Source organism: Streptomyces sp. NPDC001502 (assembly GCF_042894785.1).
GTDB lineage: Bacteria > Actinomycetota > Actinomycetes > Streptomycetales > Streptomycetaceae > Streptomyces > Streptomyces kutzneri.
Map to the genome: position 1 here is coordinate 65,808 of NZ_JBIAVW010000012.1, position 12,350 is coordinate 78,157.

The following is a 12,350-nucleotide window of genomic DNA, read 5'->3' on the forward strand; positions in this document are numbered from 1 at the left end:
CACCCAGGACAAGGCAGTATCACCCTGTGGCTGATCTCATCACCGTGACCGACCCCGACGACCCGCGCCTGCGCGACTACACGGGCCTGACCGACGTCGAACTCCGGCGCCGGCGCGAGCCCGCGGAGGGCCTTTTCATCGCCGAGGGCGAGAAGGTCATCAGACGCGCCAAGGACGCCGGGTACGAGATGCGCTCGATGCTGCTCTCCGCCAAGTGGGTCGACGTCATGCGCGACGTCATCGACGAACTCCCGGCACCGGTCTACGCCGTGAGCCCCGAGCTCGCCGAGCGCGTCACCGGCTACCACGTGCACCGCGGGGCCCTGGCCTCCATGCAGCGCAAGCCGCTGCCCACGGCCGAGGAGCTGCTCTCCACGACCCGCCGGGTGGTCGTCATGGAAGCAGTCAACGACCACACCAACATCGGGGCCATCTTCCGCAGCGCCGCCGCCCTCGGCATGGACGCGGTGCTGCTGTCGCCCGACTGCGCGGACCCGCTCTACCGCCGCTCGGTGAAGGTCTCCATGGGAGCGGTGTTCTCCGTCCCCTACGCCCGCCTGGAGGCCTGGCCGAAGAGCCTGGACTCGGTGCGCGAGGCGGGCTTCAAGCTGCTCGCCCTCACCCCGCACGAGAAGGCCACGCCGATCGACGTGGCCGCGCCGCAGTCCCTGGAACGGGTCGCGCTGATGCTGGGCGCCGAGGGCGACGGCCTGTCCACGCCCGCGCTGGTCGCCGCCGACGAGTGGGTGCGGATCCCCATGGCGCACGGCGTGGACTCGCTGAACGTGGGCGCCGCGGCCGCGGTCGCCTTCTACGCGGTGGCCCAGGGCCGCGCCGCCCAGTAGGCCGTCCGACCGGGAGCTACAGCTTCTGGGCCGCCGCGATGCCCAGCGCGACGATCAGCGTCACCACGACGAACACGATCAGCCGCTGCCGCATCAGCTTCGGATCCGGCCGTGAGGGTCGCCGTCCCGTCCCCGTCGTCCTGGGGGCCGGACGGCCGCCCGTACGCCCCGAGGTCGGCCGGGAGGACGGGCCGCCGGGGTGCTGCGGGTGACGGGAGGACGAGGGCCGCGCATGCGGACCGCTCGGGGAGCCGCCCTGGGCCCGGGGCGTGGTGCCGCCGTCCGTACGACGCTCCGTACGCCGGCCGGGGTACTCCTCGGCCCCGCCGATCCGCTCCGCCTCGGGCAGCCGCCCGGTGGGCCGCTCGACCCGGGCCCGCTGGGCCGGCGGGCGCCCGTCCGAGAGCCCCTGCGCCTCGCGGGCCGCGATCTCCTTGAGCCGCATCGACAGCTGGAGCGTGCTGGGCCGCTCCTCGGGATCCTTGGCGAGGCAAGCCCGCACCAGGGGCGCCAGCGCGTCCGGCACGCCCTGCAGGTGCGGCTCCTCGTGCACCACCCGGTACAGCATGACCTCGGAACTGCCGTGCCCGAAGGGCGAGTCGGCGGTGGCCGCGTAAGCCAGGGTGGCGCCGAGGGCGAAAACGTCCGTGGCCGGGGTGACGGCGGCGCCGCGCACCTGCTCGGGTGCGAGGAACCCGGGGGAGCCGACGGCCGTACCCACATGGGTGAGGGTGCTCGCCCCGGTGGCCCAGGCGATGCCGAAGTCGATGATCCGGGGGCCCTTGGGCGACAGCAGGATGTTCGAGGGCTTGAGGTCGCGGTGCACGACCCCCGCCTCGTGGACGGCGACCAGGCCCTCGGAGAGCGCGGCGCCCACGGCGGCGATCTGCGCGGCCGTCAGGGGACCTTCCTCGGCCACCTTGTCGTGCAGCGAGGGGCCGGGCACGTACTGGGTCGCGAACCAGGGGCGCTCGGCCTCCAGGTCCGCCGCCACCAGGCGCGCCGTGCACCCGCCCCGGATCCGCCGGGCGGCGGACACCTCACGGGCGAACCGCGAGCGGAACTCCTGGTCCTCGGCCAGATCCGGCCGGATGACCTTGAGCGCGACACGCTGCCCGCGCCGGTCCGATCCCAGGTAGACCACGCCCATGCCGCCGGCGCCGAGCCGCCGGTGCAGTCTGAACGAGCCGACGACACGCGGGTCCTCGCGCCGGAGCCGCATCATCGCCATGTCCACCCCGCTGACCGGTCGTCCTGTTGACGTGCCACAGCTTACGGACCATCCGGCATGCGTGCTCAGAGGCCGCGCCCTCGCCGGGGGATTCGATTGTCAGTGCGCCACAGCACACTTGAGGGGGCGTCGGCACTGTGGTCCGCGAGCGCCCCCGAGGTGGTCCGCCCGGCCAAGCGCCCCTTGCACCAAGGGGATTGGAGCCCAGGGGCAGCTCCGGACCCGCTCCGGTGCGCCCGTACGCGGCTCGCGGCCGAGTCGATCTTGCCGACGGCCGGCGGGCGGACACGCGGCAACAGGGAGTGACGCAAGTGAGCGAAGTCACTACCCTCCGGTCATCCCCTCCGGGAAGTCCCCCATAACGGGGGAGCCGTCTCCACCCAGGGGAGTACACGGGGGAGGCACCGTCATCCTCCTGGAGGCCCGGCAATGGGTACGAGGGCATGAGGCCAGGAGCCGCCCGCCCGCCTAGTGTTGAAGACAAGCGGCGGGTGGCGCACTCGTCCCCCGAGGTCACGAGCCCGCCGCTGCCAGACGACAGGGAGAGGACCATGGCGGACATCGCACGGCAGGGACGCAAGGCATTCGCGTTCAACGGCCACGAGTCCGGTACCCGCCACCCCCTGGTGGCCGCGGCCATGGTGCTCCCCCTGGCCGCCCTGCTGCTCTTCCTCTTCGGAGGCTTCGATCAGCTGGCGGCACAGGCGTCGTCCGTGGGCGTGATGCTGGGGCGCTGAGCGGCGCCCCAGGTCCGGGAGAGCGGCCCGGACCGGGACATCGGCCTGCCGAACCCCGTGGGGACGGGGGAGCGGCGGACGGACGGCAGGTGAAGGGTGCTGCCCGTACGACTGGGGAGTCGGACGGGCAGCACCCTTTTTCATGCACCGCTTCCCGCTTCCCGCTTCCCGCTTCCCGCTTCCCGCACCCCGGCACCCCGGGCCCGGCACCCCGGCCTTTCGCGCGCCCGGCCCACTCGTGCGGGGGAACGCAAAAGCCCCGACCGTGGAAACGGCCGGGGCTTTCAGGTGGTGCGCGATACTGGGATTGAACCAGTGACCTCTTCCGTGTCAGGGAAGCGCTCTCCCGCTGAGCTAATCGCGCGGGCTCCGCGGCTCGAAGGCCGCAGGTGGAACAAGATGGTGCAGGTGCTGCGTGCGCGATACTGGGATTGAACCAGTGACCTCTTCCGTGTCAGGGAAGCGCTCTCCCGCTGAGCTAATCGCGCGGGGATCCTTGCGGATCAGTGGACGATACTGGGATTGAACCAGTGACCTCTTCCGTGTCAGGGAAGCGCTCTCCCGCTGAGCTAATCGTCCTTGGAGGTGGAGACGGGATTTGAACCCGTGTAGACGGCTTTGCAGGCCGTTGCCTCGCCTCTCGGCCACTCCACCATGGAGCTGCAGGGGTTCTCGGGAAGATCCCCCACTTCGAGCGGACGACGAGACTCGAACTCGCGACATCCACCTTGGCAAGGTGGTGCTCTACCAACTGAGCTACGTCCGCAGGTCACCGTGTTCGCTCCGGGGTTTTCCCCTTCGCTCCCTGGCGACGTGTTGAACTCTAGCGGATTACCGGGCCAGCTCAAAAACGCGTTTCCGCAGCGTGCTGCCGCTCGATCACCACAGGTCACCCTGCCGTCACCGCACCGGCGCCGTGCCGTCACCGGTCATAGACTCGCAGCCGTGCACGACCTGCCTCCCATGGCCCGCTTCGGCGGCCTTCTCGCGACCGACCTCCGTGACGTCACCAGCGATCCCGCCGCCCTCGACTCCACCGGCTTCTGGGCGGTGTCCGCCGACTTCGAAGGGCGGCTCGTCTGCGCGCGCTTCGGCGACGTACGCCGCGAGCCGGTTCCTGCGCCCGTTCCGGGTGCCTGGCGCGGCCCCGACGCCGACCGGTGGACCTCCTCCCTCGACCGCGCCGCCTACGTGGCCGGCGTACGGCGCGTCCGTGAGTACATCGCCGCCGGTGAGGTCTACCAGGCCAACCTCTGCCGGGTGATGTCCGCGCCGCTGCCCCACCCCGACCGCGCCGATGTCGACGCGCTCACCGCGCTCCTCGCGCGCGGCAACCCCGCACCCTTCGCAGGAACGATTCGCCTGGCCGCCCACGGCGTCGAGATCGCCACCGCCTCCCCCGAGCTGTTCCTGCGCCGCTCCGGCCGGCACATCGAGTCCGGCCCCATCAAGGGGACCGGCCGCACCGTCCACGACCTGCTCCCCAAGGACCACGCCGAGAACGTGATGATCGTCGACCTCGTACGCAACGACCTCGGCCGGGTCTGCGCGACGGGCTCCGTCGCCGTCCCCGAGCTGTGCGCCGTCGAGGAGCATCCCGGCCTGGTCCACCTCGTCTCCGTCGTGAGCGGCGAACTCGCCGACGGCGCAGGCTGGCCCGAGCTGCTCGCCGCCACCTTCCCGCCCGGTTCCGTCACGGGCGCCCCCAAGTCCTCCGCCCTGCGGATCATCGAAGCCCTGGAAACCGCCCCGCGCGGCCCCTACTGCGGAGGCATCGGCTGGGTCGACGCGGACCGGGGCACCGCCGAGCTCGCCGTCGGTATCCGTACCTTTTGGATCGACCGCGAAGCCGCCGGCGGCCCCCGTCTGCTCTTCGGCACCGGAGCGGGCATCACCTGGGGCTCCGATCCCGACCGCGAGTGGGCGGAGACCGAACTCAAGGCCGCCCGGCTCCTGCGGGTGGCCATGGGCCACGAGGTGAGCGGTGGCACGCAGGGGACGAACGACACGATCGGAAGGACCGCACCATGAAAATCTGGCTCGACGGAGCCCTGACCGAGGTGGACAGCGCGAAGGTGTCCGTCCTCGACCACGGTCTGACCGTGGGCGACGGCGTCTTCGAGACGCTGAAGGCGGAGCGCGGCCGCGCCTTCGCGCTCACCCGGCACCTGGAACGGCTCACCCGCTCGGCCCGGGGCCTGGGCCTGCCGGACCCCGACCTCGACGAGGTCCGCCGCGCCTGCGCCGCCGTACTGGAGGCCAATCCGCTCAAGCACGCGCGGCTGCGCATCACCTACACCGGCGGAGTCTCCCCGCTCGGCTCCGACCGCGGGGACGCCGGCACCACCCTGATCGCCGCCGTCGCGGACTCCCCCCGCCGCCCGGACACCACCGCCGTCGTCACGGTGCCCTGGGTGCGCAACGAGCGGTCCGCCGTGGCCGGGCTCAAGACCACCTCGTACGCCGAGAACGTCGTCGCCCTCGCCGCCGCACACCGCGCCGGCGCCTCCGAGGCGCTCCTCGCCAACACCCTCGGCCGGCTCTGCGAGGGCACCGGCTCCAACGTCTTCGTCGTACTCGACGGAGAACTGCACACCCCGCCGCTCGCCTCCGGCTGCCTGGCCGGTATCACCCGGGCCCTGATCGTCGACTGGGCCGGCGCCAAGGAGACCGACCTGCCCTTCGAGGTGCTGGAGCGGGCCGAGGAGGTCTTCGTGACCTCCTCGCTGCGCGATGCCCAGGCGGTGCTGCGGATCGACGACCGCGAGCTGGGGACCGCCCCCGGACCGGTCACGGCCGAGGTGATGCGGATCTTCGAGGTGAAGGCGGGCGCGGACCTCGACCCGTAGAGCGGCAGGGCCCGGGCGGCTTCCACCGGAGGAGGGCTGTCGCGGCGGCCGCGGGACGGGTAGAACTCAAGGGATGACCACCACCCTGCGGCCGTCCGGGCCGCTCCAGCACACGGCGGACGGCGCGCGTTCGCGCCCGTACGAGATCCGGGTCAACAGCAGGCGGGTCGGCGCGCTGCTGATCGCCTCCGACACCCCGTTCGGGCCGACGGTCGGCGAGATCCGCGACCTGGACGTCGAGCAGGGCGACCGGCGGCGGGGCAGGGCCACCGTGGCCGCGCTCGCCGCCGAGGAAGTGCTGCGCGGCTGGGGCTGCCGCCGGGTCCGCGTCTCGGTCCCGGCGGACTCGGAGGCAGGCCTGTGCATGGCGGAGGCCCTCGGGTACACCGAATACAGCCGGAACATGGCCAAGGACCTGCCGGCCGAGCCGCCCGCCCTCCCCGAGGAGGTGCTCGGCCGCCCCATGACGCAGGCCGAGTACGAGGGCTGGTACGCCGGAGCCGTCGAGGCCTACGCGGCGAACTGGAGCAGCCGCGGCATGTCCGCCGAGGCCGCCCGCGCCAAATCGGTGGCCGACCACGAGAGCCAGCTGCCCCGGGGCCTGGCCACCCCGGGAGCCGTCTTCCTCGTCCTGGAGGCGGCCGGGGTGCCCGTAGGCCACGTATGGCTCGCACCGCGCGGGGCGGGCTCGTACATCTACGACATCGAGGTCCGGGCCGAGCACCGGGGACACGGGCACGGCCGCCACCTGATGGCGCTCGCCGAGCGCGCCGCCCTCGCCGCCGGTCACCGCCTGCTGGCGCTCCAGGTCTTCACCGACAACACCCCGGCCCTGAGGCTGTACGTCTCCCTCGGCTACCGGCCCACCGACTTCAACTACGCCAAGGACCTGATCTAGGCCGAGTCTCCGGCGTCCGCCAGAAGGCGGTCGGCGATCTCCTCGATACGGGCGCGCAGGCCGTCCTGGCTCTTGCCGCCGTCGAGGCGCTGCCCGTCGATCACGTACGTCGGGGTGCCGGTCACGCCGATCGCCTTGCCCTCGGCCTGGTCGGCGTCGACGATCAGGATGTGCCGCCCGTCGATCAGGGCGGTGTCGAACTCCTCGACGTCGAGCCCCAGTTCACGTGCCACGTCCAGCAGGACCGGCTCGCCGCGCTCGGCCAGTTCCGCGGTGCGCGCCAGCACGGCCTCCGCGTAGGGCCAGCCCTGGCCCTGCTCGACGGCCTCCTCGGCGGCCTGCGCCGCGGCGAAGGCGTGCTTGTGCTTCTCCAGGGGGAAGTGGCGCAGCCGGATGTCCAGCCGGTCGCCGTAGCGGGCCCGCAGGGCGCGTACGTCGTCCAGGGCGCGGTGGCAGTCCGGGCACTGCAGTTCGCACCAGACGTCGAGGATCACGGAATCGGTCATACGGAGAGTCTCCCAGTCCCCGCCCGCCCCACCGACCGGGACCTGCACCCGGCGACCTGGACCCAGGGAGGAGGCGCGACCCGGAGATGTCCCGGAGATCCGTCCGCGCAGGGCCCGGAACCTGGCCGCCGCGGCGGAGGCCGGTGCAGGATGGATAGGGACAGATCGCCGAGCCGCCGAGAGTCCGGAGGACCGCATGCTTGCCGAGACCATTTGCTCCGCGGTGTCAGTGGCGGGCCTGGGCATCGCCGCGGTCACCGCCTACCGCAAGCGCTTCCTGGCCGCCACGCGGATCACCGCGTACGCGCTCGTGCCGGTCGCCCTGGTGATGACGGGGTTCGTGGAGTGGGTGTCCGGGATGGTCTTCAACCCGACCGTCTGGGCCGGCTTCGGACTGCTGGGGCTGTCCTGGCTGCTCTTCATGACCACCCGCGCGATCGAGCGCCGCGGCCTGGCCGCGTCCGGGGAGCCAGGGGAGCCCGGGAAGTCCGGGAAGTCCGGGAAGAAGGTCAAGGGGAGCCCGGCCGCCGGGGCCGTCGCCCCGGCCGCCTCCGCGCCGTCCCTGGGCGCCGCCCGGGCCGGTTCGCAGGCACAGCCCGCCGCTCCCGCGGAGGACTTCTCCGACATCGAGGCCATCCTCAAGAAGCACGGGATCTGAGCACGGGATCCGGCCCGGACCGGGCCTCGTCCACAAGATCGAGCGAACTCCCGCGCGGACGCTGGCGTGTTGAGGGCCGGTCGATGGTGCGCTGCGCCATCATCGGCCCGACATGTTCGACACATCGCACAGTGATCCGCCGGTACCCGCCCCTGTGGTGGAGGAGCCGCGAGGCTGTCTCTTCGCGCTCTCCCAACCACCCCTGATGATCTTCCTAGCGGTGATCGGCATCCTGCTGCTGCTCGCCGCCGTGCACGATCTGTTCCTGCTCTGACGCCTCCGCGTCGGCCTCCTTGCGCCGGGCCCGGTACGCCGCCACGTGCAGCCGGTTCCCGCAGGTCCGGCTGTCGCAGTAGCGCCGGGACCGGTTGCGGGAGAGGTCGACGAAGGCACGTCGGCAGTCCGGGGCCTCGCAGCGGCGCAGCCGCTCCTGTTCGCCGGAGACGACGATGAAGGCCAGCGCCATGCCGCCGTCGGCCGCCAGGTGGTCGCCCACCGACGCGCCCGGCGCGAAGTAGTGCACGTGCCAGTCGTAGCCGTCGTGGTCGGTCAGCTGCGGAGTGGTGCCGGCCGTGGCCACGAGCTCGTTGATCAGTATGGAAGCCGCACGCGGGTTCGGGGAGGCGAAGACCTGGGCGAACTTTCCGCGCACGGTCCGGACGCCGGCCAGGTCGCGGGCGCTGAGCTCGCCGACGTCGCTGATCGAGTACTCCTGGACGAATCCGCGCAGCGCGCCGATGTCCGAGAGCCCGTCGGGCTGGTCGGCCTCGGCCGCTGTGTTCACCAGCGCGACGACGACGTCGAGCGCGCGACGGGTGTCGTGGGGGATCTGCACGGGGTCTCCCTCAGGGGCCGGGCCTGCGACGACGGGGGCCGTCGCCGCTGCCGCCCGACAATAGCGGGTCCCGCAGAGCGCACCGGCGCCGTCCTCGCGGGTGGCTTCCGCGGGAACAGCGCCGGCATTGCCGTATGTGGTTGTCCGCCACGCACCGTCGCCCCGAGTCGGACGGTGTCGAGCGGCTGTAGGCCTGGCTCAGCTTTCGGCCAGGATGTGGGAGAGCTCCTTGTCGAGGTCGAAGTGCCGGTGCTCGGTCCCGGGTGGAACCGCGGCGTCCGTCCGCTTGAGGAACGACTCGAGTGCTCGGGCGGGTGCTTCGAGCAGTGCTTCTCCCTCCGGTGAGCTCAGGGCGATGCAGACGACGCCCTGACCGTGGCTGCGGGACGGCCAGACGCGGACGTCGCCGGTACCGGTGGGCCGGTGGAGGCCCTCCGCGAGGAGGTCGCGGGCGAATACCCATTCGACCGTTTCCTCGGCGCCGGTGTGGAAGGTGGCGTGCACGGCGTAGGGGTCGGCCGTGTCATACCGCAGGCCCGCGGGAACAGGCAGTGAGGACTCGCTCGACACAACGAGGCGCAGGTGCAGCTCGCAGCTGACCGTGGTGTTCATAAGCGCCAGGGCCTTTCGCTCAGTGTGCGCTCGGGGATTCGCACGTCGGCGAAATCGACATGCCACCTACGGTGCCGTTGTAAACCCCTCTGACCGTTTTGCGGACCTCTGGGTCCCTCGGACGGCGGATCCAAACCCGCATTCCTGTGTGCATCGACCTCCGGTAGATTCGGCTCCATGAATACGGGGAGTGACCGCGGAACCCAAGGGTCCGCCGCTGACGAAGCCACCACGGAAGCCGCCACCGAACCGGCCGCGGACGCCACCGCGGAAGCCGCCGCGGCGGCGCCGCACGTATCGAAGGCCCCGGCCTTCATCAAGTCGAACAAGAGCCTGCACCTGAGCTGGCAGGTCGGCGTCTTCATCGTCGGCCTCGCGGTGATCGCAGCCGGCGTCGCGATGCTCGTGCTGCCCGGCCCCGGCTGGGTCGCGATCTTCGCGGGTCTGGCGATCTGGGCCACCGAGTTCGCCTGGGCCCACCTCGTGCTGCGCTGGACCAAGCGGAAGGTCACCGAGGCCGCGCAGAAGGCGCTCGACCCCAAGGTCCGCCGCCGCAACATCATCCTGACCAGCGTCGGCCTCGTCATCGCGGGCGCGCTGATCGGTTTCTACCTGTGGAAGTACGGGCTCGTCCTGCCCTGGAACCTCAAGGACCAGTGATGGTCAAGGAGCACCGCTGACATGCGGTAATGTTTGCGGTGCGTCCGGGCGATTAGCTCAGTGGGAGAGCACTTCGTTCACACCGAAGGGGTCACTGGTTCGAACCCAGTATCGCCCACCCGGACCTGAGGCCCGGAGACTTTCACAGTCTCCGGGCCTCAGGCGTTTCACCGGAGCCGGCCGATCGCGGCCCGCAGCCGGCGGGCGTCACGCAGCCGCCGCTCGTACGTCGCCCCCACCGCCAGCAGCAGCAGGCCCGCCAGGGCCGGCGGCACCCAGCGCGGGAGCGCACCCGCCACCTGCACCACGTACGGGGCCAGCTCGTGCACCGCCACCGCCGCCAGCACGGCCCCGCCGAGCAGGAGCGGAGCCTGGAGCCGCCCCCGGGCGCCCAGCAGGGTCACCACCAGCGCGGCCGCCCCCAGCAGCAGCGGGCGCAACCAGCCCGGGTCCCCCCAGGCCGCCAGCAGGCTCGGCAGCAGCGTCGCGGCCAGGCCCGGGCCGTACGCCGTCCAGGACGAGGCCTGCGGGTCCCGGCGCCGCCGCAGCAGACCCACCACGAGGGCGGGCACCGTCACCGGCAGCGTGTAGGCCTCCGGCGCGCTCACCCCGGCCTCCGCCAGCCGCACCCAGGTCGCCGCCGCGAACAGCGCCCCCGCCGCCCAGCCCAGCACCCGCCGGTCCGGCCGCACCGCGGCGCCCGCGCAGACCACCCCGGCCAGTGCCAGGACCAGCGCCAGGGTTCCGGCCCGCCCGGCCGACAGGCCCACCGCCAGAACGCCCGCCACGGCCGCCGCGATCTCGACGGGCAGCCGGACCCCGCCCAGCCGCGGCCCGAGCGCCGCCGCCAGCGCCGGGACCGCCAGCACCGGCAGCGCCCACCAGACCACCGCCAGGTCCGACACCGCTCCCGCCGCCACCAGCACGCCCGTGGCGTACCCGACGGCGCCCACGGCCGCCCCCGACCGGAGCGGGCGCGAAGCCGCCCCGTACGCCGCTGCCGCCGCGCAGCCCGCGCCCAGCAGCCCCCAGACCGCGAACGTCGCCGTCCGGCCGTCCAGCGCGCCCAGGGACACGTTCGCGGCGCCCGTCAGCGCGCACACGGCGGCCGCGATCCGGGCCCCGCGCGCCGGGGAGCGCAGGGCGAGGACGCCCGCCGCGCCCGTCACCGCGAGCTGGGCCGCGAACACCGCCGCCACCGGGAACCCGAGCAGCACCGGAGCCGCGAACAGCCCCGCCCAGGCCAGGACCACCGCCACCACCGCCGGCTCCGGCCGGGACAGCGCCCGCGCGAGCCACCAGGCCGCCCCGGCCGCGATCAGCAGGGTCGCCGCGGCCACGGCCCCCGCCCCGTACGGATCCCCGTCCGGGGTCGTCGCCGCCCACACCTCACCCAGCACCCGGAACCGGGCGACCAGGGCCGTGACCGCCACGGCACCCGCCGACAGCGCCGCCAGGGACGCCACCGCCGCCCCGGCCCGGGCCGCCCCGCGCCGGACCGCCGCCGGCAGCGCGGGGACCCGTACCGCCGCCAGCAGCGGCAGCGCCAGCAGCAGGTGCACCAGCACCGTCCACGCCGGGTCCAGCTCCGGCCGGGCCACCCCGCCGAGGCCGGCCACCGCCGCCAGGGCGCCCACCAGCGCCGCGGCCGAGGCGCGCGGCTCCCGCCAGGCCGCCGCCACGCCCAGGGCCGCGCCCGCCAGCAGCAGCGCCGCCGGGGCCAGAGCCTGCGCCGCCGAGCCGGCCGACCACGACTGGGCCAGCCCGATCAGCAGCGCGCCCGCGCCCGTCACGGCCGCCGGGACCGCCGCCGCCCTGACCCGCAGGGCGAGCGCCGAGTCCAGCGCCGCCGTCGCCAGCAGCGCCCAGCCGAGCGCCTGCGGGCCCGGCCGCGCGGCCAGCGCCGCCAGCGGCAGCGCGAACTGCGCCGCCAGCACCGCGGCCGGCAGCGGGCTCCGCAGCTTGCGCAGCCCCGAGCCGTAGCCGGCCCACGCGGCCGCCAGCACGGCTGCCGCCCCCGCCGCGTAACCGGTGCCGTTCGTGTCCGGCATGGCGACCGCGTACAGCGCGTACGCGTCGAGCACCGTCAGCAGCAGGCCGACCGCCGCGACCGACTCCGCCGTCGACCGCAGCCCGCGGCGCAGCAGGAGCACGGGCGCGCCCAGCGCCGCGGCCGTCACCGCGGCGAGCACCGCCGAGCGCCCGGCGATCCCCATGGACCCCCAGCTGACCAGCGTGAACGCGAGCGCGGCGACCGCGAGCAGCACCGCGCCCAGGGCGAGCAGCACGTTCTGTGCGCTCGGGGCGGAGGCCTCCTTCGCGGGCCCGGCGGGCCCGGCTGACGCCGCGGGTCCCCAGCGGACGGGAGCGGGGCCGGACCCGGGCTGGAGCAGCAGACGCAGCAGCCAGTCCCGGCGGCCCAGCAAATACAGCCGCCGGGCATCGAGTTGGGCCAGCTCGCGGTCGATGAGCGCCAGCTCTTCGGCGGGCGGCAGAGGCGTGTTCATATCCGGAGTGTG

The 12,350-nt window shown here is 73.4% G+C and carries 12 protein-coding genes and 6 tRNA genes; 8 read left to right on the forward strand and 10 right to left on the reverse strand.

Annotated elements, in window-relative coordinates; translation table 11 throughout:
* Nucleotides 1-26 precede the first annotated feature (26 nt).
* Nucleotides 27-845, forward strand: coding sequence for an RNA methyltransferase (locus tag ACFY0D_RS22155; protein ID WP_351159171.1), 819 nt, complete (start codon nucleotides 27-29; stop codon nucleotides 843-845).
* Nucleotides 846-861: 16 nt separating this feature from the next.
* Here the strand turns inward: ACFY0D_RS22155 and ACFY0D_RS22160 are convergent, their stop codons facing one another.
* Nucleotides 862-2,076, reverse strand: a complete 1,215-nt coding sequence (locus tag ACFY0D_RS22160; RefSeq protein WP_390799818.1) for a serine/threonine-protein kinase — start codon at nucleotides 2,074-2,076, stop codon at nucleotides 862-864.
* 527 nt (nucleotides 2,077-2,603) lie between these two features.
* On the opposite strand from ACFY0D_RS22160, the gene ACFY0D_RS22165 reads away from it, so the two are divergent.
* Entirely contained in the window at nucleotides 2,604-2,813 is a 210-nt protein-coding gene (locus ACFY0D_RS22165) for a hypothetical protein (RefSeq protein ID WP_371589784.1), read from the forward strand.
* Between the two features lie 289 nt (nucleotides 2,814-3,102).
* On the opposite strand, the gene ACFY0D_RS22170 is transcribed toward ACFY0D_RS22165, so the two are convergent.
* The 5 genes from ACFY0D_RS22170 to ACFY0D_RS22190 form a co-directional block, all read right to left on the reverse strand.
* A tRNA-Val gene (locus tag ACFY0D_RS22170) sits at nucleotides 3,103-3,177 on the reverse strand.
* Nucleotides 3,178-3,229: 52 nt separating this feature from the next.
* Nucleotides 3,230-3,301, reverse strand: a tRNA-Val gene (locus ACFY0D_RS22175).
* Between the two features lie 19 nt (nucleotides 3,302-3,320).
* Nucleotides 3,321-3,392: transfer RNA gene (locus tag ACFY0D_RS22180), tRNA-Val, on the reverse strand.
* A 1-nt stretch (nucleotide 3,393) separates the two neighbouring features.
* A tRNA-Cys gene (locus ACFY0D_RS22185) sits at nucleotides 3,394-3,467 on the reverse strand.
* A gap of 39 nt (nucleotides 3,468-3,506) precedes the next feature.
* Nucleotides 3,507-3,579 (reverse strand) — tRNA-Gly (locus ACFY0D_RS22190).
* Between the two features lie 179 nt (nucleotides 3,580-3,758).
* On the opposite strand from ACFY0D_RS22190, the gene ACFY0D_RS22195 reads away from it, so the two are divergent.
* The 3 genes from ACFY0D_RS22195 to ACFY0D_RS22205 all read left to right on the forward strand — a co-directional run bounded on the left by ACFY0D_RS22195 (nucleotide 3,759) and on the right by ACFY0D_RS22205 (nucleotide 6,560).
* Nucleotides 3,759-4,844, forward strand: a complete 1,086-nt coding sequence (locus ACFY0D_RS22195) for a chorismate-binding protein (protein WP_390799819.1) — start codon at nucleotides 3,759-3,761, stop codon at nucleotides 4,842-4,844.
* The gene (locus tag ACFY0D_RS22200) at nucleotides 4,841-5,662 is read left to right on the forward strand and encodes an aminotransferase class IV (protein WP_390799820.1); all 822 of its coding nucleotides are present in this window, start codon (nucleotides 4,841-4,843) and stop codon (nucleotides 5,660-5,662) included. The genes ACFY0D_RS22195 and ACFY0D_RS22200 overlap by 4 nt, the downstream gene beginning before the upstream one ends.
* Before the next feature lie 73 nt (nucleotides 5,663-5,735).
* Nucleotides 5,736-6,560, forward strand: coding sequence for a GNAT family N-acetyltransferase (locus tag ACFY0D_RS22205; protein WP_390799821.1), 825 nt, complete (start codon nucleotides 5,736-5,738; stop codon nucleotides 6,558-6,560).
* Here ACFY0D_RS22205 and ACFY0D_RS22210 read toward each other — a convergent pair.
* Nucleotides 6,557-7,066 carry a DsbA family protein gene (locus ACFY0D_RS22210; protein ID WP_390799822.1) on the reverse strand — a complete coding sequence of 170 codons (510 nt, stop codon included), beginning with the start codon at nucleotides 7,064-7,066 and terminating at the stop codon, nucleotides 6,557-6,559. The genes ACFY0D_RS22205 and ACFY0D_RS22210 overlap by 4 nt on opposite strands.
* A gap of 196 nt (nucleotides 7,067-7,262) precedes the next feature.
* Between ACFY0D_RS22210 and ACFY0D_RS22215 the strand changes: the two genes are divergently transcribed.
* Nucleotides 7,263-7,724: a hypothetical protein gene (locus ACFY0D_RS22215; protein ID WP_390799823.1), complete on the forward strand. Its 462-nt coding sequence runs from the start codon at nucleotides 7,263-7,265 to the stop codon at nucleotides 7,722-7,724.
* A 214-nt stretch (nucleotides 7,725-7,938) separates the two neighbouring features.
* On the opposite strand, the gene ACFY0D_RS22220 is transcribed toward ACFY0D_RS22215, so the two are convergent.
* Together ACFY0D_RS22220 and ACFY0D_RS22225 are read right to left on the reverse strand one after the other, a co-directional pair.
* On the reverse strand, nucleotides 7,939-8,559 hold the full coding sequence (locus ACFY0D_RS22220) for a CGNR zinc finger domain-containing protein (protein ID WP_390799824.1): 621 nt from the start codon (nucleotides 8,557-8,559) through the stop codon (nucleotides 7,939-7,941).
* 198 nt (nucleotides 8,560-8,757) lie between these two features.
* The gene (locus ACFY0D_RS22225) at nucleotides 8,758-9,171 is read right to left on the reverse strand and encodes an SsgA family sporulation/cell division regulator (RefSeq protein ID WP_030011909.1); all 414 of its coding nucleotides are present in this window, start codon (nucleotides 9,169-9,171) and stop codon (nucleotides 8,758-8,760) included.
* 177 nt (nucleotides 9,172-9,348) lie between these two features.
* Here ACFY0D_RS22225 and ACFY0D_RS22230 point away from each other — a divergent pair, with 177 nt between their 5' ends.
* Complete coding sequence (locus ACFY0D_RS22230; RefSeq protein WP_390799825.1) at nucleotides 9,349-9,831, forward strand: TIGR02611 family protein; 483 nt, start codon at nucleotides 9,349-9,351, stop codon at nucleotides 9,829-9,831.
* A gap of 46 nt (nucleotides 9,832-9,877) precedes the next feature.
* Nucleotides 9,878-9,949, forward strand: a tRNA-Val gene (locus tag ACFY0D_RS22235).
* A 49-nt stretch (nucleotides 9,950-9,998) separates the two neighbouring features.
* Here ACFY0D_RS22235 and ACFY0D_RS22240 read toward each other — a convergent pair.
* Complete coding sequence (locus ACFY0D_RS22240) at nucleotides 9,999-12,338, reverse strand: SCO7613 C-terminal domain-containing membrane protein (protein ID WP_390799826.1); 2,340 nt, start codon at nucleotides 12,336-12,338, stop codon at nucleotides 9,999-10,001.
* Nucleotides 12,339-12,350: the final 12 nt, after the last annotated feature.

What these genes read in the sequence shown, in the direction of transcription:
- ACFY0D_RS22225 (WP_030011909.1), bottom strand. Translation starts at nt 9,171, where the DNA reads ATGAACACCACGGTCAGCTGCGAGCTGCACCTGCGCCTCGTTGTGTCG.
- ACFY0D_RS22205 (WP_390799821.1), top strand. Translation starts at nt 5,736, where the DNA reads ATGACCACCACCCTGCGGCCGTCCGGGCCGCTCCAGCACACGGCGGAC.
- ACFY0D_RS22230 (WP_390799825.1), top strand. Translation starts at nt 9,349, where the DNA reads ATGAATACGGGGAGTGACCGCGGAACCCAAGGGTCCGCCGCTGACGAA.
- ACFY0D_RS22160 (WP_390799818.1), bottom strand. Translation starts at nt 2,076, where the DNA reads ATGGCGATGATGCGGCTCCGGCGCGAGGACCCGCGTGTCGTCGGCTCG.
- ACFY0D_RS22240 (WP_390799826.1), bottom strand. Translation starts at nt 12,338, where the DNA reads ATGAACACGCCTCTGCCGCCCGCCGAAGAGCTGGCGCTCATCGACCGC.
- ACFY0D_RS22215 (WP_390799823.1), top strand. Translation starts at nt 7,263, where the DNA reads ATGCTTGCCGAGACCATTTGCTCCGCGGTGTCAGTGGCGGGCCTGGGC.
- ACFY0D_RS22200 (WP_390799820.1), top strand. Translation starts at nt 4,841, where the DNA reads ATGAAAATCTGGCTCGACGGAGCCCTGACCGAGGTGGACAGCGCGAAG.
- ACFY0D_RS22210 (WP_390799822.1), bottom strand. Translation starts at nt 7,066, where the DNA reads ATGACCGATTCCGTGATCCTCGACGTCTGGTGCGAACTGCAGTGCCCG.